30 protein-coding genes are annotated in these 18,526 nt (G+C 30.0%); 14 read left to right on the forward strand and 16 right to left on the reverse strand.

What is annotated here, in order from left to right; translation table 11 throughout:
* Positions 1 to 55: 55 nt before the first annotated feature.
* From HCCG_RS00005 to HCCG_RS00075, 16 genes are all read right to left on the reverse strand, one after another.
* On the reverse strand, positions 56 to 514 hold the full coding sequence (locus tag HCCG_RS00005) for a hypothetical protein (RefSeq protein WP_002955278.1): 459 nt from the start codon (positions 512 to 514) through the stop codon (positions 56 to 58).
* 83 nt (positions 515 to 597) lie between these two features.
* Positions 598 to 858 (reverse strand): hypothetical protein, encoded by a 261-nt coding sequence (locus HCCG_RS00010; protein WP_014667072.1) that lies wholly within the window; start codon positions 856 to 858, stop codon positions 598 to 600.
* Complete coding sequence (locus tag HCCG_RS00015) at positions 842 to 1,411, reverse strand: metallophosphoesterase (protein WP_002955279.1); 570 nt, start codon at positions 1,409 to 1,411, stop codon at positions 842 to 844. Before HCCG_RS00015 ends, HCCG_RS00010 begins: the two co-directional genes overlap by 17 nt.
* 30 nt (positions 1,412 to 1,441) lie before the next feature.
* Positions 1,442 to 1,822 (reverse strand): Fic family protein, encoded by a 381-nt coding sequence (locus HCCG_RS12910; RefSeq protein ID WP_002955280.1) that lies wholly within the window; start codon positions 1,820 to 1,822, stop codon positions 1,442 to 1,444.
* 5 nt (positions 1,823 to 1,827) lie between these two features.
* A complete protein-coding gene (locus tag HCCG_RS12915) occupies positions 1,828 to 2,193 on the reverse strand; it encodes a Fic family protein (RefSeq protein WP_002955281.1) in 366 nt (121 codons plus the stop codon).
* A 115-nt stretch (positions 2,194 to 2,308) separates the two neighbouring features.
* Positions 2,309 to 2,746: a HipA domain-containing protein gene (locus tag HCCG_RS12415; protein WP_230197798.1), complete on the reverse strand. Its 438-nt coding sequence runs from the start codon at positions 2,744 to 2,746 to the stop codon at positions 2,309 to 2,311.
* A gap of 14 nt (positions 2,747 to 2,760) precedes the next feature.
* Positions 2,761 to 3,456 (reverse strand): hypothetical protein, encoded by a 696-nt coding sequence (locus tag HCCG_RS12420; RefSeq protein WP_230197799.1) that lies wholly within the window; start codon positions 3,454 to 3,456, stop codon positions 2,761 to 2,763.
* Positions 3,449 to 5,293: a coiled-coil domain-containing protein gene (locus tag HCCG_RS00035; protein ID WP_002955284.1), complete on the reverse strand. Its 1,845-nt coding sequence runs from the start codon at positions 5,291 to 5,293 to the stop codon at positions 3,449 to 3,451. The genes HCCG_RS12420 and HCCG_RS00035 overlap by 8 nt, the downstream gene beginning before the upstream one ends.
* A 15-nt stretch (positions 5,294 to 5,308) precedes the next feature.
* Positions 5,309 to 6,031, reverse strand: coding sequence for a Fic family protein (locus HCCG_RS00040; protein ID WP_002955285.1), 723 nt, complete (start codon positions 6,029 to 6,031; stop codon positions 5,309 to 5,311).
* Between the two features lie 22 nt (positions 6,032 to 6,053).
* The gene (locus tag HCCG_RS00045; RefSeq protein WP_002955286.1) at positions 6,054 to 6,380 is read right to left on the reverse strand and encodes a type II toxin-antitoxin system PemK/MazF family toxin; all 327 of its coding nucleotides are present in this window, start codon (positions 6,378 to 6,380) and stop codon (positions 6,054 to 6,056) included.
* A complete protein-coding gene (locus tag HCCG_RS00050) occupies positions 6,368 to 6,628 on the reverse strand; it encodes an AbrB/MazE/SpoVT family DNA-binding domain-containing protein (RefSeq protein ID WP_002955287.1) in 261 nt (86 codons plus the stop codon). Before HCCG_RS00050 ends, HCCG_RS00045 begins: the two co-directional genes overlap by 13 nt.
* A 71-nt stretch (positions 6,629 to 6,699) precedes the next feature.
* Positions 6,700 to 7,386 carry a hypothetical protein gene (locus HCCG_RS00055; protein WP_230197800.1) on the reverse strand — a complete coding sequence of 229 codons (687 nt, stop codon included), beginning with the start codon at positions 7,384 to 7,386 and terminating at the stop codon, positions 6,700 to 6,702.
* Complete coding sequence (locus HCCG_RS00060) at positions 7,349 to 7,744, reverse strand: hypothetical protein (protein WP_002955289.1); 396 nt, start codon at positions 7,742 to 7,744, stop codon at positions 7,349 to 7,351. Before HCCG_RS00060 ends, HCCG_RS00055 begins: the two co-directional genes overlap by 38 nt.
* 41 nt (positions 7,745 to 7,785) lie before the next feature.
* Positions 7,786 to 8,538 carry a helicase-related protein gene (locus tag HCCG_RS00065; protein ID WP_015453714.1) on the reverse strand — a complete coding sequence of 251 codons (753 nt, stop codon included), beginning with the start codon at positions 8,536 to 8,538 and terminating at the stop codon, positions 7,786 to 7,788.
* Positions 8,539 to 8,838: 300 nt separating this feature from the next.
* On the reverse strand, positions 8,839 to 10,008 hold the full coding sequence (locus tag HCCG_RS00070; RefSeq protein WP_002955290.1) for a hypothetical protein: 1,170 nt from the start codon (positions 10,006 to 10,008) through the stop codon (positions 8,839 to 8,841).
* 31 nt (positions 10,009 to 10,039) lie between these two features.
* Positions 10,040 to 10,498: a hypothetical protein gene (locus HCCG_RS00075; protein WP_015453715.1), complete on the reverse strand. Its 459-nt coding sequence runs from the start codon at positions 10,496 to 10,498 to the stop codon at positions 10,040 to 10,042.
* Positions 10,499 to 10,725: 227 nt separating this feature from the next.
* Between HCCG_RS00075 and HCCG_RS00080 the strand changes: the two genes are divergently transcribed.
* The 14 genes from HCCG_RS00080 (at position 10,726) to HCCG_RS00140 (ending at position 18,332) form a co-directional block, all read left to right on the forward strand.
* Positions 10,726 to 11,097, forward strand: coding sequence for a DUF5131 family protein (locus HCCG_RS00080; protein WP_015453716.1), 372 nt, complete (start codon positions 10,726 to 10,728; stop codon positions 11,095 to 11,097).
* Positions 11,090 to 11,407 carry a hypothetical protein gene (locus HCCG_RS00085; protein WP_002955292.1) on the forward strand — a complete coding sequence of 106 codons (318 nt, stop codon included), beginning with the start codon at positions 11,090 to 11,092 and terminating at the stop codon, positions 11,405 to 11,407. The genes HCCG_RS00080 and HCCG_RS00085 overlap by 8 nt, the downstream gene beginning before the upstream one ends.
* A gap of 366 nt (positions 11,408 to 11,773) precedes the next feature.
* Complete coding sequence (locus HCCG_RS00090) at positions 11,774 to 12,313, forward strand: hypothetical protein (protein WP_002955294.1); 540 nt, start codon at positions 11,774 to 11,776, stop codon at positions 12,311 to 12,313.
* Between the two features lies 1 nt (position 12,314).
* Positions 12,315 to 12,530, forward strand: a complete 216-nt coding sequence (locus tag HCCG_RS00095; protein WP_002955295.1) for a hypothetical protein — start codon at positions 12,315 to 12,317, stop codon at positions 12,528 to 12,530.
* Complete coding sequence (locus tag HCCG_RS00100; RefSeq protein WP_002955296.1) at positions 12,527 to 12,760, forward strand: Rha family transcriptional regulator; 234 nt, start codon at positions 12,527 to 12,529, stop codon at positions 12,758 to 12,760. The genes HCCG_RS00095 and HCCG_RS00100 overlap by 4 nt, the downstream gene beginning before the upstream one ends.
* Positions 12,761 to 13,024: 264 nt before the next feature.
* Positions 13,025 to 13,180, forward strand: coding sequence for a hypothetical protein (locus tag HCCG_RS12075; RefSeq protein WP_002955297.1), 156 nt, complete (start codon positions 13,025 to 13,027; stop codon positions 13,178 to 13,180).
* Complete coding sequence (locus tag HCCG_RS00105) at positions 13,180 to 13,482, forward strand: hypothetical protein (protein ID WP_002955298.1); 303 nt, start codon at positions 13,180 to 13,182, stop codon at positions 13,480 to 13,482. Before HCCG_RS12075 ends, HCCG_RS00105 begins: the two co-directional genes overlap by 1 nt.
* A gap of 571 nt (positions 13,483 to 14,053) precedes the next feature.
* Complete coding sequence (locus HCCG_RS00110) at positions 14,054 to 14,350, forward strand: hypothetical protein (RefSeq protein ID WP_002955299.1); 297 nt, start codon at positions 14,054 to 14,056, stop codon at positions 14,348 to 14,350.
* A complete protein-coding gene (locus tag HCCG_RS00115; protein WP_002955300.1) occupies positions 14,350 to 14,676 on the forward strand; it encodes a Rha family transcriptional regulator in 327 nt (108 codons plus the stop codon). The genes HCCG_RS00110 and HCCG_RS00115 overlap by 1 nt, the downstream gene beginning before the upstream one ends.
* A gap of 235 nt (positions 14,677 to 14,911) precedes the next feature.
* The gene (locus HCCG_RS00125) at positions 14,912 to 15,274 is read left to right on the forward strand and encodes a hypothetical protein (RefSeq protein ID WP_002955302.1); all 363 of its coding nucleotides are present in this window, start codon (positions 14,912 to 14,914) and stop codon (positions 15,272 to 15,274) included.
* 135 nt (positions 15,275 to 15,409) lie between these two features.
* Positions 15,410 to 15,562, forward strand: a complete 153-nt coding sequence (locus HCCG_RS12080; RefSeq protein WP_002955303.1) for a hypothetical protein — start codon at positions 15,410 to 15,412, stop codon at positions 15,560 to 15,562.
* 59 nt (positions 15,563 to 15,621) lie between these two features.
* Complete coding sequence (locus HCCG_RS00130; protein ID WP_230197801.1) at positions 15,622 to 15,936, forward strand: hypothetical protein; 315 nt, start codon at positions 15,622 to 15,624, stop codon at positions 15,934 to 15,936.
* A 252-nt stretch (positions 15,937 to 16,188) separates the two neighbouring features.
* Positions 16,189 to 16,638: a hypothetical protein gene (locus HCCG_RS00135; protein WP_230197802.1), complete on the forward strand. Its 450-nt coding sequence runs from the start codon at positions 16,189 to 16,191 to the stop codon at positions 16,636 to 16,638.
* Positions 16,635 to 18,332, forward strand: coding sequence for a hypothetical protein (locus HCCG_RS00140; RefSeq protein WP_002955306.1), 1,698 nt, complete (start codon positions 16,635 to 16,637; stop codon positions 18,330 to 18,332). The genes HCCG_RS00135 and HCCG_RS00140 overlap by 4 nt, the downstream gene beginning before the upstream one ends.
* The last annotated feature ends 194 nt before the right edge of the window (positions 18,333 to 18,526 follow it).

Raw genomic sequence — 18,526 nt, forward strand, 5'->3', positions numbered from 1 at the left:
TAATAAGGTCTAAAGTCTTTTTTGCTTAGTGCAGATTCTATGCTTGTTTCATATTTTATTCTACCAAAGTCTGCGCTATAATTACCTCTACTTTAGGTGCATTCATACCTACAAATTGAATATGGGGAGAATTAATTTCTCTATCTTGTAAATGAACTTCTAAAATGCCCTCTACCCCCTCTTGTAAAAGCCTTATTTGTAAAATTTTTAAAAGCTCATTAATATCTTCCTTATCCATACTTAAGGCTCTTGCCCATATATTCGCTGTTTGCACATAACCTTTTTGTCTAAGATAAGCCAAAATCTCACTTTTTACATTTTTTTCGCCTGTTTGCTTACTTGAACTACCACTTGAACCACTACGTTTAGCATTGACTTGCCCTAAACTCTTTAAAAAATAATTTCTTGCCTTAGGATTCCCTATCAATACAAGAGAAAATTCAAGCTCTCTTAAAAAACTTCTTGATTCTTCACTTCTTGCAGCTTGAAGTATTAGCAAAATCTCTTTATACAAAATTTTAATTCAACAAACTTCATCTAAGTTTTCTTTTATTTGATTTTTGTGATTGAAACATCTTTTTTAACATATTCTTTTCCTTAACAAAGTATGCCTTTTTGTCTTTTAACCCATTTAATTTCATCTTTATAATTTCTCCTCTCCAAAGCATCATTTCCTATTGTTTTTAAAGTGTGATAATAAAGACAATTTGCGGTGGTTGTGCCTATATTAAAGCTAATATCTCTATGCCAATGCCCAAACATAAAATATTTTGGAATCTTATTCTGTTTAAATAAGGTTTGATAGATGATTTCTAACTTATAGGGATTCTTATCCTCTATTTTATGGCTTATATCCATTTGTTCGCCAAGTTTTTTTTAAAAAACTTTGTGGGCAAGTGTGTGTTACACAAAAATCAAGTTTTCCTTTGAAGTTTGAAATATTTTCTAGGGCAGTTTCAAGGTCTTTTTTACTAATTTTTTCATCTTCCCACCAGCTTAAATTTGGTTCTCTTCTATATTTATCAATACTTAAAGCACCACCCATTGTAAAGACAAATTTATTATCAATGTTATAAATTTGCCCTCTTTTCAAATGATAGCATTTGTTTTCTAGGTATTCTCCAACCACGCCACCAAATTTTTTGACCTGTTTTAAAGCCTTTAAATGATTGAAATTGTCGTGGTTTCCATCAATAAAAAGTAAAATGCAGGGAAGTTTTTCTATCCTTTCTTTTAAATTTTCCTCCATTTTTAGAGCATCAATTTGCTTATATTTTCCCTCTAAATCACTCCACAATACTCCAAAATCTCCACATACTATAATAAAATCTTCTTTTATATAATCTTTCACAAAGAAAATTTTATCAATATCAATTCCTGCGTGAGTATCACCAAAAAAGTAGATTGCCATTACTTGTATTCTTTTGATTGTGAAAATTTCTCATTTTCTTTTTCTTTTGATATGGGAATTTGATTTTTCGTTTAAATATTCTTGTGTGTTCTGAGCTTGAGGATTGTTTGAAATTTTTATTTCAAAATATTCCAAAATCTCTTTAAATTTATCTTGACAAGAAAGGCAAGTATCAATTAAAAATCCCTTTGTGTTAGGATATTCTTTCAAACCTCTATAATAAAACAATCTATGCTCCTCATCGATAACAAATGGAATAACATTATTTTTTAAGCATTCTTTAAACATTAAAAGTCTTCCTACTCTACCATTACCATCTTCAAAAGGGTGAATTTTTTCAAAGTGAAAATGAGATTTTATAATTTTTTCTAAATAATTTTCTTTCTTGTAATTTTCAAGCAAAATATTCATTTCCTTTAAAACTTGACTTGGTGGGGTTGTTTAATATCGCCTATAGTTTTTATATCAGTGCAATTTTGTTTTACTAAAAAGTGTAAATTCTTAATAAAATCAATATCTAAATCAATCAAAGCATTTTCTAAAATAAAATCAAAGGCTATAAAATGATTTTTTGCTTCTAAAATATCATTTGTCTTAATAATTTGACTTTCATTTGCTAAAAAAATATCTTTTTCATAAATCAATCTTGTTTGTTCATTTGTGAGTGTGCTTTCCTCAATGTGATTGGAATTATAAGCAAAATGAATTTGTGTATAATGATACAAACCATTTTTATGAGAATTCCTTTTTTCTCTAAGTAAAATTTCAAGGATTTCACTCATCTTTTTCTCCTTGTATGCAATGGAAATTTTTCCATATGGCTTGTCATACTATTAATGTTAGATTCCTTGCTCATTACAATCTCATCTTTAATTTGCGATATATCTACTTCATCGGTTACATTATATACTTTTCCTCTATAAATTCCAAAGCCATTTTGGCTCTTTGTTGCATATAAGATTCTATGGGTTGTAGCCATTCCTCACTTAGATTAAATTCTTTGTGTCTTTTAAAGGTAAAATTGGAGAGTTTTTGGAGATTTGAAATGTGTCGTTCTTGTGCGAAGAGTTTTAGTTGTCTATTAAAATTAAATTCCAAATAACTTTTTTGGCCAAGTAGAACACTATCAATATCTTGTAAATCAGATTTATAAAGTAAATTTAGCATAGAACAACTATTATCAAAGATAGGTGCGGGGCGTAGAATCTCTCCTGTATTGTTATCTACTATCATTCCAAAGTTTCCTAAATGTCTATCAATATTGCAGATTAGTGCATCAAAGAGAAATAAATCCTCTAATTTATTTTTATCATAAATTACTTCAAGTTTATCCACCAAATCAATACCTTTTAGTTTTCTATCTTTTTTTCTAAGAGATAGAAAATTGGCATATAGCCTTCATTTTCATTAGTAAAAATAGAGCAAGTGCTTACAAGTTGATTATGAAACATTTTTAAATCATAATTTATGTATTCAAATTCCATAATTTCAGCTACTTGAGCCATATAATACTCAGTATATGCTTCTTTGCCTCCATATTCTTCATCATCATCTGACTTTTGAGTGCTTCCTTTATAGAGAAAAATTTTATTATTCTCTTTATGCCAACATTTTTTTAGCATTCCATTGGTAGTATATTCAGGCGATGAAGTAATTCCACTAATTTTGCTTATTCCTATACCAAATGCAATTAATTCTAAAGCTTCATTAAAAGCGTGTTGATAGAGATTATAATCTTTCCATTTGTAATCTTTATTTGCGGGAATTATCCAATAAGAATCATTGAGAGACAATCCAAATGACACATCAATATAATCCATAAGTCTTTCTTCGCCCCTGCTATAACTTGCTATAATCTTTTGGACATATTGCCTATGGCTTGGAGCTTTTCTATATTTTATAAAAGATTCTAAAGATTCAGATGGATTATTTATATCCAAATTAATTGGTGCTAAGGAAATATTAAAAAGTTGTATATTTTTAATCATGTCTTTAGAGATTTCAACACCTCTTTCTATGTGCTTTATTGTTTCTACTTCAAACATTTTCTTTATCATTAAAAATTTCTACTTGTGCTTCAAGCTTATAAAGTCTTTTAATGTGGGATTCTGCTACTTCTAGCTTTTCTTTAAATTCTTTTTGTAAGGATTCCAACTCTTTTTTCTGCTCTTTTAGATAAGATTCTAAAAGGGTATTTTGGGAACTTAATTTGAAGTTTATTTCATTGATTTTTTTATTTTCATCATTTAACACTTCTACTTCTTGCTTCATTTGCTCCTTGTCTTTTTCATATCTATTTTCAATCTCACTTAAAGACTTTTGCAAAGCTGCATTTTGAGAGTTAAGCTTTAAATTTTGTTCATTAATCTTTTTATTTTCATTGCTTAGTTCCTCATTGGCACAATCAAGCTCTTTAATCTCTTGCTCATATTCATTATTTACCTTCTCTTGTTCTTTTTGCAAACTTTCAAGCTCTTTAAGCATTGCTGCTTCTTTTTCTTGGAGTTTTACCTCAAAATTTTTTTCTAACTCATATTCATAATTTTGCATTTCATTAATCTTGCTCTGAAGCGTACTTTTAAGTTTGGAGATAGTCTCCTCTCTTTTTTCTACTTCATTATAAACATTTTCGCACTCTACCCTTAACTCTCCTTTTTCTTGGTTAAGACTTATAATTTCTTCTTCCTTACTCCTTAGATTTAAAATATCTTTACTAAAAAGCAGAGAAGCAAAATTAATTGTATCTTCATTCCGATATTTTTGTTGAATATTTTTAAGAGCTTCTAAGATACTTAAGCCATTATGAATATAGTCTTTTAAATCATTATAAGCGTTTTGGGAATCTTTTTCTGCCTTTTCTAGCCTTGATTTGAGCTTTTCTTGTTCTTTTTGTTTATAAAGTTCTATGCTTTTGGCAATAATCTCATTGATCTTTGTTTCTTGTCTCTCTTTTACCTCATTAAAAGATTCCTGTGTCTTATTTTCTGCTTGTTCTTTAGCAAATTCAGAAATATTATAAAGACGCACATTCTTTTCTTGCTCTAATACTTCTTTTGCCTCGTGAGGCTTAAGAGAATTTCTATTATTATTTGCCTCTGCCTTTAGCTCTTGTTTTGCTTGATTTTTTGCCTCATTATTTAACTCTTTTTGCTCTCGCATTTCAGCTTTAATTTCTTTTTTTTCTTCTGCACTCAAATGCCCCCAATAAATAACTTCGTGGATATTTTTATTATTTTCTTCTCCATTATTGTATTGCACACAAAAACTCTCTTCTACGCCATTCTCTTCTAGCTTATTTGCTAAATCAAGTAAAAGTCTTGAAAGGATAAAATTATTATCCTTTGGCACTTCATAATTTTCTAACAAAGTTAAACTCTCTCTCGTATTGCACATATAGGGTTCATCATTATAATAAAATGCACCTTTTTTATGATAGATAAGAGAACAAGAATCCTCATTGACATCTACGAAATTAACCAAAGAAACACTTTTTGTTTCCACAAATAAATCTTTAATAAGCTCTTTAGATTCAGGGTTATTTATGTGTCTTAAATCAATCGTTAGCTTCATAAATTCGTGGTCGTGTATCTCTTTAAGATTCTTAGATTTTAGCAAGTTAATGGTTTTAAAATCAAAGGCATTATCCAAGCCTTGCTCTGCTATGGTATTAAGAATAGTAATATCGTGCTTCATCACTTCTTTAAGCTCTGCAATAGAGGAGAAATTTCTGTAAAAATCAATATTGTTTTTTTCTAAAAAATCTATATATTCATTTTCACTTTTGCTCCAAAACTTCTGCAAAGACTCTAAAATGGGTCTTTTTGAAATGTCCTCAACTCTTAATTCATTGAAATCAACTCTTCGTAAAGTTAAATTTAGCATTGTGTTCTCCTTAGTTTATTTTCTATTCTTTGGCTTTAAATCATTCTTAAGACTTAAAGTAGCCGACTTAAATTTCTCTATCCTTTGTTGCTCTTCCTTTTGAATTTTTTTAATAAAATCAATCATCACATCATCTATTTTGTTTGCTCTTAAATAAGAAATATAGTAAGCCTTTTCTTCTTTAGGTATAACAATGGGCGTTAAATTATGTTCAAAGCAAGAATAGGCTATCAAAAGCCTGCCTATTCTCCCATTACCATCACTAAAAGGGTGAATTTTCTCAAAATGAATATGGGATTGCAAAATTGCCTTAATTTTTTCCTCATCATTTTTAGAGTTTTCTAATTTATAATATAGGTTGTCGCACATATCTTTAAGTAATGAGGATACCAAATAGGGTTTAGCTGTTTCAAAATTTGCACCTATAATCGCATTTTCTAAAGTTTTAAATTTCCCAGCTTCTTCGTGTAAATCTTTCATTATAAAAGAATGAAAAAACTTTATAAGTTCTAAGTCAATCTTTGTATTTAATTTAAGTTTTTCTATAAAATAAGGCAAGAGGTATTTATAATTTCTTACTTCATAAAATTCCCTATCTTTTATTGCTCTTGGAATGAAATTATCTAGGATAATAGAGGCTGTTTCATCTTGAGTAAGCGTATTACCTTCTATTGCTGTGCTGTGATGAGCCATTCTTATACACAAATCTAGCATATATTCTTGATTGTCCAATATCATTTAGCCTCCTTATCTTTAAACTTTAAGCGAACATCTCTAGGAGAATATTTTTTAAAGCCTCTTGCTTATTAGATTCTAAATCACAAATTTTATTTAAGAATCTATCTATACTCACACAACGAATTTGGTCGCACAGGATTCTAGACTTTTTGCCCTCTAATTCAAAATTTACTCTAAAAGGAGCATCAAATCCCTTTGAAGTAATAGGCGCGACAAGTCTTGTTTGTAAATAGTTTAATTCATTGGGTGAGATAATCACACAAGGTCTTTTTTTAGAAATTTCCGCTCCTTTTGTAAGATTTAAATCTATCCAAAAAATCTCAAACTGCCTCAATATTACCACTCCCATTCTTTCATATCCTCACAAGCAAAATCTTTTTGCAAAGAGATTGTGTTTTGCTTATCATATTCTTGCTTTGCTCTTTTTCTAAGTATTGCACTATCCCAATTTGAACGATGTGTTTTATTCGGGCTTAATAAAAGCCCATTTTTAAATAATTTTAGGTCAATAACAGCGTCTTCTAAATGAGCTTTTTTTATAAAAACTTTTGGAATACGAATGCCATAAGAATTGCCAATTTTTATTAACTTTGTCATCAAATTTACCCTTTAAAATATAATTACAAAGTAATTATATTGATATATTATGAATAAGTCAATATTGCCGCTCATAATATGTCCCTGTTTCTTTTTGCATTTGAAATATTTGCTTGATTCTGCTCTAAGATAGCAATTCTATATTCCAATTCATCTTTTCTGCTAAAAGTTTGAAACTCAATGTTTGCCTCCTCTATTTGTATAATTTTGTTGTCAATTAATGCAACATATTTCTCTTCATCGGGAGTTTTAAGTTTTTTATTTGCTTCTTTTACATTTATAGGCTGTGATTCTTCGCTCCGATTCTCCTTAGAAATTGTTTTATTTGCTGAATCTGATATTTTAGATTCTTGATTTTTGCCGATACTGATACTCTGTGCATTTTGAGGATTAAATTTCCCTCTCTCGTCTAAAAGCTTTGGATATTGTGGAAGCAAATGTTGAATTTCTTTGCTATCAAGCGTAACTTTTATGCCCTCTTTCTTATTTTGGGCAATTAACTCAAAAATTGCATTAATATTTTTCTCATCAGCCTTTAAAGTATCAAGCAAAATTTTTCTTGAATAGCTACCTAAAGTATTGTTTTTAAGGAAGTTTTCTTTTTGTGTAATTTCACTAATTGTAAGTTTTAGATTCTCGCTATTTTTATGAATAAAACTTGAAGCTTTAGACATTATATTTTTTGTTTTTATTAAAAGTCCATCAAGATTAGGAATAGAATCAAAGATTAAATATCCACTTTGAGCTTTGAAAAACATATTCTCTATTCTTTTCATCAATCATTATCCCTGTATAGATAAAATCGCCACCAAGTTCGTTAAATTTTCCCCTTAAAACAACTTTGATTTTATTTGCCCTAAAAACTTCTATTTCTTTATCGCTAGGATTTTTAAATATTTTTTCAATATTTAAATTAATAGCCTCTCTTAAAGCTTTGTGTTCTTTTTCCTCCTCTTTATTAATAATCTTTTTATGTATTTTTATCCCAAAAGCTTCTATGATATAATTTTCCTTTTCAAATTCCTTGTTATTGACAAACTCTCTTAACACTTCATTTTCGCTTTCTAATCTCTTTTTCTTAGCTTTTAAAATCTCAAGGTTTCGTTCATTTTGCAAAATGCTTCTTTTATACTGCTTATAATATCTTTCTTCTGTCTTTAAAAGTCAGTGATTTTATGCTTCTGCAAAATAAAAGGATTTCCTGTTGCAACTGCTTTCATTTCAGCTACATTTGCAACTTCGGCATCTATTGCTTCAAAAACTCTCTGTCCATCGTTAAAATTTAAAGATTTCAGTTGCACAAGAGGTTTTAGTTTTTGCTCATTAATCTGGAACATTCTCGCATCATAAGTTTGTTCAGTGGCATAACGATAATGAGCTATATTAAATTTTATATTCTCTTCTAAGATTTGATTCTTCGCTTCCAAACTCAAACTCTTTTCTTTCAACTCCTCTAATATTCTTTGCAATTCCTTTTCAAAAAACATATTGCCTTGCCTAATCCCTCTTCCCATTCTTTGCTCTAAATCACAAGGTCTCCACGGATAATCAAGCTCGTATAATGCGATAATTCTTTTTTGCACATTTGTGCCTGTTCCCATTTTTGTAGTTGAACCAATTAAAACCCTTATTGCACCCTCATTCATTTTCATAAAAAGTTCTTGTTTTTGATTGTCGGTCTTTGCATCGCCTATAAAAGCAATTTGCTCCTGTGGGATTCCAGACTTAACAAGTTTTTTAAGTATATCCCCATAAACATCAAATTTTTCTACTTGCAATACCATTAAGTCTTCTATGCTATATCGTTTCTTAATCCCATTACTTTCTGCCTCTAATGGCTCATCAAAGTTTTTAAGCAAAGCATAGAAATTTTCCTCATTTTTTTCATCATAGAGCAACACTAAATTCATTTCTCTAGCTACATCTTCAATACTTTTATATTCTATTTTATCTTCAGCATAAACATCAATTTTTTTGAGAGTGTTGCTTACTCACGCCCATATCACAAAAGATAAGTTGTGTGCCATTTTGATAGGTTTCATCTTTGTAGTGAAGCAAGACTTTCTCACACATCTTATTTATCTTAGAATCTCCATAGTCTTGTGCATTTTGGTCTATAAGTCTAAAATCAAGTGCGGCTTTTTAGCATCTGTCGTGCAGGCTAAAACATTGTTTTTTTTGGGTCGTCATTTACATTTTCCATTCTCCATTTAAAATATTTGCATTTGGATAAGCTCTTTTAAATCTTCTCCCCATTGCACACTTAAATGATTTGGAACAAGAATTAAAGCTTTTTTAATCAAGTTCATTCTAATTTGATCCATTACAATGGCGATTCCAGCCAAAGTTTTTCCAGCTCCAACTTGATGGTCTAAAAGTAAAGAATTTTTAAAAATCGCTTTAAAAGCAGCATTCTTTTGATGCGTCATTAAAGTAATCTCTTTATTTAAGTGCGGAGTTTCCAAGAAGTTTCCATAATTAAATCTTTTATGGGTAAAAACATTAATTGTTTCATTATAGATTTTTTCTATTGTCTCTCTTCTTTCCTTACTAGAAAAACAAAAATTAGAAAAAGATTCTTTTAGAATCTCCGCTTTTTCTAGGGCAATTTTTGTGGAAATACTCTCGCTTACTTTAATTTTTTTATCTTTCTCGTGTGGGTGAGGCTCAAAATGATAAACCTCAAGACTTTTGCCATTCAATACATTTTCAATAAAAGATTCTTTTGCAAACATTGTGCTTGTATCTTCTCTCAAAATTTCTAAGTTTAGCCCAACTTCATTAAAATCATAATCGGAAGCTTCAACTTCTTTTAAAACTATTTCGCCATCATTAAAATCCTCTCTTAAAATTTTAAATTTCTCTAAAGAATATGCTCCATTTAAAAAACTAACCTTTACAATAGCTTTAGTTGGGTCGTTAAAAAAGCTTTCTTTAATAAAATCCTCATAGTATTTTATTGGCACAAATTTAGCACCAAAAGAAGTTTCTATATCCTCATAATACAAATATGAATGGAAAGCTTCTTTCAAAGCTAAGGCTGTTTGGTTTAAATCTAAATGAGGCTTTGGAAAACCTATAAAAGTTCCCTCTTGTTTTTGCTTAATTAAACTTTGCACTCTTTCATATTTTGCTTTTACATTTCCGCTTAAAAATTCACCTGCTAATTGATAAAAAACATCATCTTGTGGGTCTCTATCTATCCTATAAAAAATTAATTGTTTCTCGCATAAATCCTGCAATATTTTATTAAGTGGTGTATTTGGTTTATAGCTTTGCAAGGTTTTCTCATCAATAAAACCTTTTTCATTGATAGTTTTTTGTAAAGCTTCTTCATTTGAATTGGCTAGGCTTTTTTGTAAAGGCTTATAAACTCTCATCTTTAATATAGAATATAGTTCATAATTTCCCTTATCGTTTTTTTATTTCTGTTGCAAGAATACTAAATCGCGTAAGCTTATCCAAATTTAAAATATTTTGTAAATTATGTTGCAAAACTATCCCTTGTTTATCTGTCTTGTTCCTATTGTTTTGATGAAAAGATTTGATATTCGCAAGATGTAAAATTTCACTTCTTAACTCTCTTAATCTTTCTTTTTGTTTCAAAATAATTGCATTGCTCTTTTCATTGTCTAAATAATGTTTTTCATTTTTTAAATTTTCATTAAGCAAGTCTCTAAAATCTATGATTTTTTTAGCAATTTGCACTTCATCTCTATTTAAAAAGCTTTTATATTGAAAATTCTTTTTATCTATTTTAAGAATATGTGCCTTTGGCACTAAATCCATTTTACTTATATCTAAACTATCACTAAAGTAAGCTTCTTCACAACTTGAATACTCACCTTTTATATAAATTTTATTATCCATAAAAAAGAGATTCCCAACTCCTAAACTATTAACTTTAATTGCTTCTTCATTACTTAAAAGAGAGAAATCAATTAAATTTAATTCCTTTTCAAATGGGTTTAGCGCAATTATTTAACACTATGGCTAAAAGAAAAGATTTGATTTTTCAAGTGCTTACTAAAAGAGCGGATAAAATGTATCATTTTATTGATAATTGTATATTAAAAGCACTTTAAAACCTTGATGATATGCTTCACATTTGGTTTGGAGTAACTGCTGAAAATCAACAATGCGTAGATAAGAGGATTCCTTATCTTATAAATCTAAAAAATATTAGTAGTGCTATTACAATTTTTGTGAGCATTGAGCCTATGTTAGAGAATATGGATTTAAGCGACTATATTGATAAGCTAGATTGGGTAATTGTAGGCGGAGAGAAAATACCAAACAATAAAAAGAAAGCAAGGCAAATAAAATCGGAATGGGTAGATAATATTCACTATCAATGTCAAAAGAATGGAGTACCATTTTTCTTTAAGCAATGGGGTAGTCGCCCTTCATTGAATTTGAATAGTGATATATCCGCAATAGAAACTTGCAAGGAGTTTCCAAATGAATAAGGAATGTGTAACCTATGGAATTAAGGAGAGTGAAATGAATCCAAACAATAAAAGAATAAATGGAATAGCAGTCATTCTAAACGCAGAGGATTATTCAATATTACAAATAAAAGAAAATCCTAAAATGAAGTTTATAGAGAAATACGATGATGGATTAAGCTATAAGGTTTTGCTATTTGATAGCTATGATGATTTGGGAGAGTATTTATTCTTTAGCAACCAATATTCTAAAGCATTTAGTAAAGGAATGGATAACGCAGATAACAAATTATGGATTCTACGCAGAGAAGAAGCAAGACAAATAGATTAAAGAATGAGAGAAAGCCAAAAACAACAAGCGGACAACAATGGGAGTAAGGAGTAATAATGGCAGATTTACTGACTGAACAAAAAAATTAACGCATTGCTAGGCATAACAGATGATGTGCCTGAATCTGATAATGTGGCTGAACAAATAGCTAAACTAATATGAGAGCGTGATAGGCTTAATAATGATATTGTGGATTTGACTTTTAGATTGCAAAAGTTGGGCTATTTATGGACAAGAAGTGAGAGTGAATGCAAGACTATTGATGTTATACAGCCAAGCACACGCTGCATAGTTATGAGTAAGTGAGGAGATAGTTTTGAATTTATCGGCAATATCCATAGAATCTAGAATTGTAAAGGTTAGAAAATGAACAATAAAGAGATAAGAAAATGGTATCCAATATCTAGTGCAAATCTAATTAATGAAGAGGGATTCCCTATATCGTATTATGATTTAACTGAATTTAAAGATGATGATATGATTTATGTGGGTGATGATTTATTCGCGTTTAATAAGCCTTTTGATGATTTACGAGAAATTATAACCTCAATGCGTGCAGATTGTTATGAAAGGGAATTTGAAGTTTTGACTCATCACCCTAAAAGGCTTATAGAGTTTTTAGAATTTTTAAATACGAACCAATATAAATATTTTAGAAATTTAGCAACGAGACATTCTGTTGGTGTTATAACTGCAATGGGAGAATTTTTTGATTCATTGGAAAATATCAAGCTCACTATTCATTATAACAACCAAACATATCATATCACTTTAGGAGAGGCTGCGAAAGGCATTCATTATGACAAAATAAAAGATGTAGATTCTTTAATGTGCCAAACACAAGAGGCAAACCACAAAGCATCTGAAATCCCAACATCTTTTTTAAAAGTTTATAAAAGAAGATGAAATGAAATTGTTTATAAAAAATAGCAATAAAGTTTTGCGTTTGCAGCTTGGACTTTTTAATGGAGAGAATGATTTAAATATATTCTTGAAACATTATGGATTAGCAGAAAATCGTCCATTTTATAGCGAAGATGTTGCACAAGATTATTGCAAGAGAGCTTTAGATTTTGGCTTGATAGCAGAGATTGAAAAAGACAAAGTAAGGAGTAAGGAATGAGTAAGAATATCTTTAACATCAATATAAATATTGCTGGCAAAGAAGTTTTGTTCCAAACTGCTGACAATCAAATCTTCTGCACAAGTTTAGATATAGCGAATGTGTTTGAGAAAAATCACAAAGATGTATTGAGAGCTATCAGAAAATATGAGCAGGAATCCTTTAATGATTTGGATATGAAAATTTTTCATCAGCGTAATTTTGCGCAGACCTATAAAGAGAACAAATAAGAGGATTTAATAAGGAGGTTGAAGGTAGGGTAAGAAAAGACCCTTGTTACAAGCTTACAAGAGATGGTTTTTCATTTTTAGCAATGAGTTTTACATGAGCTAAAGCAAATCGTTGGAAAATAGCTTTTATTAACGCTTTTAATAAATTAGAAGTTGCCTTACGAGAGCAGCAGCGAAATTATGTCTTAGAGGACACAAAAGAGCTTTTTAATCTTAAGCAAAAAAACACCTTGCAGGAGTTATATTTTAGAAGAGGTTAAAACTATGGAGCAAAAAAGAAAATCAAAATGCAATAAAATTGTTGAATACAAAGTTGCAGAAACTTTTTGTAATGGCATTGTTAAGGTTAATAGTGAGGTTATCGTTGAATTTGATAAGCCCACAAGCCAAATAGAAGCACAAAATTTAGGAAAACGCTGATGAAGCAAGAAAAACGAGGAATTTACAATGTAACCTTTAATGACAAAAAGGCTACGCTCATTCTCAAAGATATTGAAGCTATTGAAGATGCTGTGATTGAATATATTGCGATGTATGTGAAAGGATTTCATCTTGAAAGAAGAGATAAGGGCAGAGGTGCGGAACATATCAAGTTACATTTGAAAGGGAATAGCAAGGGCGAAATAAAACTACAAGAACTTTTAGACATAGGACATTCCCTAAGAGAATATTTAAAAAACTTTAGTGAGCCTTTCATTGATGAAAAAGGAAAAGATTTATGAATGGGAGAATAAAGAGGGTATAAGATTTAGGACTATTGTAGATAGGATAAGATGGGCAGGGGCACACATCTACCACCTTCCACCCATCTGATGAATAAATTATATCTTTTTATTCTGATAGAAACTTTAATGAAAGAATGGAATTTAAGAATCCTAAAATCAAAGTTTATTATGAAAATCTGCAATCCCAAGATGCACAGACAAAAGTTTTTAGGAAAAGGAGATGAAAAATGCAGACGATTAAAGAATACTTCACTTTCTACTCAACTATCAAGCCTAAAGGCACTAAATTAAAGAAATTTAGCTTTTTGGACAAGCAAATTAGTTTGATAAATATTTAAAAAATAATAAAAATGAAATCATAAGAAACATTAATTATGCTTTTGTAGAAAGCCAATAGCCTTATTGGCTTAGTGTATTTAGTGAAAGTAATATACATTTTATTCGCATCAACGCTAGAATCTGCAAGGATTATCCAAAAATCTTTGATTCCATTTATGAATATGAAAACTATCTTGCTATTTATGGGACATTTGCAGTTTTAATTGATATAAATTTTCAGGCTGAAAGCTTGGAAGATAGCCGTATATTTTTTAAAGATTTCCTAGAGGATTTAACTTTTAAAATTTATTATGATGAAGCTTTTAGACTGAATTTAGAAAGCTTTGTTGATGAGCAAAACGAAGTTTTAAAATATGTTTATCGCTATGGCTATGATTTTTTACTGCAATGCTTCAAGCTTTTTTATAAAGATACATTTGATGCCTTGAACTATTCTCGTATTATGAAATTTTTGCAGATGAGTGATTTAGAATTTAAAGAGCTTTTCAGGCTATATAAGTCAAAAATTATTTTGGAGAATGAGTAATGAAAGATATTGTTATCAACAATAAAAGCATTCAATTTGAAAAGCAAGGAGAGCAAATCTTCTGCACAAGTTTAGATATAGCGAATGTGTTTGAGAAGAGGCACGCTGATGTATTAGAATTAATTTATGAAAAATTAACAAATGAAGAAATTAAAGATTTTACTGAGCGGAATTTTCCGCTGAGTGAATATAAAGATAGCACAGGTAGAACTTTGCCTTGTTATAAACTCACTCGTGATGGCTTTTCATTTATTGCTATTTATGACAAAAAAGACAAAGATGGAAATGTCATTGAAGAGAGAACACAAGAGGACGCAAAAGCATAAAGGCAACATAGATAACCTTATGTCTAAAGTAGAAAAAGCAAAAGAGCAGCAAAAAGAACAAGAAGCTACTCAAAACTCTACCCAAGGAGACTTTGTGGGTGATAATATCAGCAAGCTAAACCGACCAAGAATGTAGCTTTTTGCCTCGCTTTGCGGGGCTATTGTATTTATTTTCAAAATTATAGTGTTTATAAAATATATTTTTGTAAGTGAATACAACTTTAAGGAGTAGAGTATGACCATTTGGGAAGCTAAAGAAACATTTGAGGAAAAGGGTATAAAGTATAAATTCTATGATTGCTATGCTGGTAATAATGATAAAGAGTTTGTCTTGTTCAATACTGCTGTGTTACTTCCTCAAGGATTAAGTATGAGATATGCCATTTATGCGAGTGATAAGAGTAATTGGCATATTTTAAACCTAGAAAACACAAGAGATGAGTTCTTGGATTTAGTTTTAGAATCTCAACAAGCAAGAGATGAGCATTATGAAAATGAGTGTATTAAATTACATAAAGCTACAAATCAAGATGAGCAATGCCTTATTGATAGTATCGATAAGAATTTAGCAGCTTTACTGCTTGAAAAACAACCATAGATAAAACTACCTTTGGAGTGGATTTGAGAGACTATCTTTTTGAGAAAAATAAGGATAATACATCACCAAACAAAGAACAAGATTCCAATCAACAATTCCAAACCCATAAAGTAAGGCACAGATAAGGGAGATAAAATGGAAGTGAGAGATTATATTGATTTTAGGCTTATGGAAAAAAATTTCAAACAAGACTTACAAAAATTAGGAACACAATATCATAATCATTTTATAGATAGACTAGAAACTCAATTAAAAGAAGCGTTTGAAAAATCCTTTGATACAATTTAAATACAACAGAACAGCAATTTTTAAAAGATATTTATGCCTATGAAAGCAATATTCTTTATTTGCTCCCCGATTATGTAGAACGATATAAAAATTCTTTTAACAATTATTTTCTTTATTCTTTCTCACATATTCCAAGAGATTTTCACTTGGAAGTTGCCCAAAGTAACCCTGCATTTTTTGACAATGTCCCATTCAGTGAAATACTAGAAAAAGTAGAATCTAAATTTATTCATTTAAATAAAGAAGTAACGGAATCTTTTGAAGATAGTGCCTATAAAATTTATGATAAATTAGAAAATGAGGCGATTGAAAAGATAGAGGAATTAGAATCTGCACAACTTGAGAGAAATGCAATAGTGAGAAAGAAGAGATAATGAATAAAGAGTAATCTCAAAAATTATTATATGAAATAGAATCTCTTTGGCGTGAAACTTTTGGACTTAAAGATTTCAACCAAGATTTTATTCCTCACTTAAAAGACGAAGTAAAAGAATATCTAAAAAGGCAGAATAGATTTTATTGATAAAATTAGACCAACATTAGAATAACCAAATCTTGTATTGGATAATCATCAAGGCATTTTATTCATAAAAGAATTTATAGATGAGGATAAAAATCGTTATTTTATGAGTGTTGCAAAAAACTATGATGGAGAATGGATTTATGCAAGTCATACAAGGAGAAAATTTAATAACATTAAAAATGAAATACAAAGGTCAAAAGTCATCTATAATCAAGGATTTCAACGCAGTGAAGTTGCTGGTGCGTCTGATATGTTAGAATCGGGCGGAGAAGTCTCTAAGCCCTCTGACTTGCAGATTAAATACACTGCTAACCAAGACTTTGGCAAAAATCCTCAAAGCATTATATCACAAAACGAAGCCTCTTTAGAATATTCTAATAAATCTCACTTTCGCAACCTCTCTTTAGAGGAGAAACTAGCACATTTAGAAGCCAAACAACAAGAGATTCTAAATCTCCCAAGAGCAAGTGAAATTTCAATCCAAGAGGAAGAAGATACAAAGCATAATAACAAACAAGATGAGGCAAGGCACAATAAAAGGATTAAGAAATGAATACTCTTTTCAATTCAAAAAATAATAATTTTGCAGTGTTGTATAAGGATATTGAAAATATTTTAGAAAAATTTAGAAACTTTTCTAACCAAGAGAGTAAAAACTCTTCTTTGAATTTTTTTAAAAACTTTATTTTTGATACGGCTAGAAAACAAGAATTTTTTACAGAGTTTGGAGAAAAACCTTACTTTGAGGAAATAATAAAAGAATATAATGTGGAGATTGTTTTTAGTTATTTTGAAGATATTAAAAGAATTTCTTTTGTAACTTTAGATGAAAATAAACAAATCAAAGAATCTGATGACTTAGAAGATTTTTTAAGGCAAAACAACTTTGAACAGATTTTTAATGCTTTAAAATCGCAGAATAATACATTAAATTTAGGAGAGAATAATGCAAGAATTGCAGAAATTGATGAAGCAAGAGGAAATACAAGAGAGCCAAATCAACAAATTAAAAGAGAATCTTCACAGACTTACACAAGAAGTGTTGAAAGCGGAGGGCAAAATGACACAGGAGATTTACGCAATAATGGATTTGCCCAAGAAGATTCTACAAAAGAGAATATCTTTAAAGACGCTAGAAAGGATTACGAGAAATTTACTCCCAAAGAGAACATTACAAATGAGCAATCTTTTGGAGAAAATGGACGATTTGAGAGTAGAGATGGGCAAAATGGAGAATATCTTAAGCGAAGCGGAAGTAACGCAAGAGATGATAGGCAAAATAAGCAAGGAGTGGAAAGAAGCGAACGAAAATCTCAAAACACTCAAAGCAGAACAAATGAACGAACCGATGAAGAAATTAAAGAGTTTAGCAACATTTCATCACGAAATAAACCTGTTATCACAGAATCTCAAACTATCACAAGAGCAAGAGAATATCAGCAAAGGGTTAGCACTTTACTGCAATCCCAACTTACAAATGGTATTATTCAAAGAACTTTGGAATCTTTACGCAGTGCAAAAAGAGAACAAAATCCTAGGGAAAGCACAAATAGACTTGAAAAGAAAGCAACACAAAATTATCACACAAATCCTAGATTTAATGGAGGAGAAGCAAGAAGTGCTTTTAGAAATGAAGAACAAGGTGGAGAACTTGAATCTACAAGAGGAGAAAGCGGATTATTTCAACAGCTTGATAGGAACAATATACAGCCAAATGGAGAACAACGGCAAGGAAAGAGAGAATTTGCTTCAAAGTCAAAAGAGATTTCAACTTCCAAGACCGATAGAGGACCATATAGAAACAATAATGCAGGAGACAAGCGAGGAGATTATGCGACAACTAGAGATGATGGACAACAATCAAACGAATTTTCAAGTTCTCAAGTTAAGCAAGTAGGCAAACAAAATAGCGAAACAAATCCTACAAGTAAAGATGAATTTGCCGATAAGCTTTCAGATTCTAAAGACATTAGCGATTTACCTAGCAATGAAATAATCCAAAAAGAATTTAATCAAGCAAATATTCCACAGGAACTTAAAAGAACAAATAATGCTATTTTTAATACAAATTCATCAAAATCTCAAAATTCAAATAATAACAATGGAGCAGAACGAGAAGCTAGAGAGGAAATGGGAAGTGCTGACCAACAAGTCAAGCAAGATTTGGAGTTTAATTTATTTACTGATGATAGAGGGCAAACTTTACACATATTTTGTTTTTTTTTTTTGGGATGGAGAGGATTTTAAACAAAAATTATTTAAAAAAATCTTTAACGCCATTTTTCTCACTTGTAATTTTACCATAAGATTTTTTTGGCTCATGAATCTGTAATCTCATAAATGACAAAATCAATGCCGTAAAACAATGCAAAAAAATCAAAATGAGTTGGAACAAAAATAAATGGTAACAAATTTGGAACAAAAAACTTAAAACAAAAAAA

The organism is Helicobacter cinaedi CCUG 18818 = ATCC BAA-847, from assembly GCF_000155475.1.
Lineage (GTDB): Bacteria > Campylobacterota > Campylobacteria > Campylobacterales > Helicobacteraceae > Helicobacter_C > Helicobacter_C cinaedi.

Bases quoted from the DNA above. Each gene is read 5' to 3' on its own strand.
- HCCG_RS00010 (WP_014667072.1), bottom strand. From the start codon at position 858: ATGGATATAAGCCATAAAATAGAGGATAAGAATCCCTATAAGTTAGAA.
- HCCG_RS00015 (WP_002955279.1), bottom strand. From the start codon at position 1,411: ATGGCAATCTACTTTTTTGGTGATACTCACGCAGGAATTGATATTGAT.
- HCCG_RS12910 (WP_002955280.1), bottom strand. From the start codon at position 1,822: ATGAATATTTTGCTTGAAAATTACAAGAAAGAAAATTATTTAGAAAAA.
- HCCG_RS12915 (WP_002955281.1), bottom strand. From the start codon at position 2,193: ATGAGTGAAATCCTTGAAATTTTACTTAGAGAAAAAAGGAATTCTCAT.
- HCCG_RS12420 (WP_230197799.1), bottom strand. From the start codon at position 3,456: ATGTTTGAAGTAGAAACAATAAAGCACATAGAAAGAGGTGTTGAAATC.
- HCCG_RS00035 (WP_002955284.1), bottom strand. From the start codon at position 5,293: ATGCTAAATTTAACTTTACGAAGAGTTGATTTCAATGAATTAAGAGTT.
- HCCG_RS00040 (WP_002955285.1), bottom strand. From the start codon at position 6,031: ATGATATTGGACAATCAAGAATATATGCTAGATTTGTGTATAAGAATG.
- HCCG_RS00045 (WP_002955286.1), bottom strand. From the start codon at position 6,380: ATGGGAGTGGTAATATTGAGGCAGTTTGAGATTTTTTGGATAGATTTA.
- HCCG_RS00050 (WP_002955287.1), bottom strand. From the start codon at position 6,628: ATGACAAAGTTAATAAAAATTGGCAATTCTTATGGCATTCGTATTCCA.
- HCCG_RS00055 (WP_230197800.1), bottom strand. From the start codon at position 7,386: ATGTTTTTCAAAGCTCAAAGTGGATATTTAATCTTTGATTCTATTCCT.
- HCCG_RS00065 (WP_015453714.1), bottom strand. From the start codon at position 8,538: ATGAATTTAGTGTTGCTCTATGATGAAAAAAATGAGGAAAATTTCTAT.
- HCCG_RS00070 (WP_002955290.1), bottom strand. From the start codon at position 10,008: ATGAGAGTTTATAAGCCTTTACAAAAAAGCCTAGCCAATTCAAATGAA.
- HCCG_RS00075 (WP_015453715.1), bottom strand. From the start codon at position 10,498: ATGGATAATAAAATTTATATAAAAGGTGAGTATTCAAGTTGTGAAGAA.
- HCCG_RS00080 (WP_015453716.1), top strand. From the start codon at position 10,726: ATGCTTCACATTTGGTTTGGAGTAACTGCTGAAAATCAACAATGCGTA.
- HCCG_RS00085 (WP_002955292.1), top strand. From the start codon at position 11,090: ATGAATAAGGAATGTGTAACCTATGGAATTAAGGAGAGTGAAATGAAT.
- HCCG_RS00090 (WP_002955294.1), top strand. From the start codon at position 11,774: ATGAACAATAAAGAGATAAGAAAATGGTATCCAATATCTAGTGCAAAT.
- HCCG_RS00095 (WP_002955295.1), top strand. From the start codon at position 12,315: ATGAAATTGTTTATAAAAAATAGCAATAAAGTTTTGCGTTTGCAGCTT.
- HCCG_RS00100 (WP_002955296.1), top strand. From the start codon at position 12,527: ATGAGTAAGAATATCTTTAACATCAATATAAATATTGCTGGCAAAGAA.
- HCCG_RS12075 (WP_002955297.1), top strand. From the start codon at position 13,025: ATGGAGCAAAAAAGAAAATCAAAATGCAATAAAATTGTTGAATACAAA.
- HCCG_RS00105 (WP_002955298.1), top strand. From the start codon at position 13,180: ATGAAGCAAGAAAAACGAGGAATTTACAATGTAACCTTTAATGACAAA.
- HCCG_RS00115 (WP_002955300.1), top strand. From the start codon at position 14,350: ATGAAAGATATTGTTATCAACAATAAAAGCATTCAATTTGAAAAGCAA.
- HCCG_RS00125 (WP_002955302.1), top strand. From the start codon at position 14,912: ATGACCATTTGGGAAGCTAAAGAAACATTTGAGGAAAAGGGTATAAAG.
- HCCG_RS12080 (WP_002955303.1), top strand. From the start codon at position 15,410: ATGGAAGTGAGAGATTATATTGATTTTAGGCTTATGGAAAAAAATTTC.
- HCCG_RS00135 (WP_230197802.1), top strand. From the start codon at position 16,189: ATGAGTGTTGCAAAAAACTATGATGGAGAATGGATTTATGCAAGTCAT.
- HCCG_RS00140 (WP_002955306.1), top strand. From the start codon at position 16,635: ATGAATACTCTTTTCAATTCAAAAAATAATAATTTTGCAGTGTTGTAT.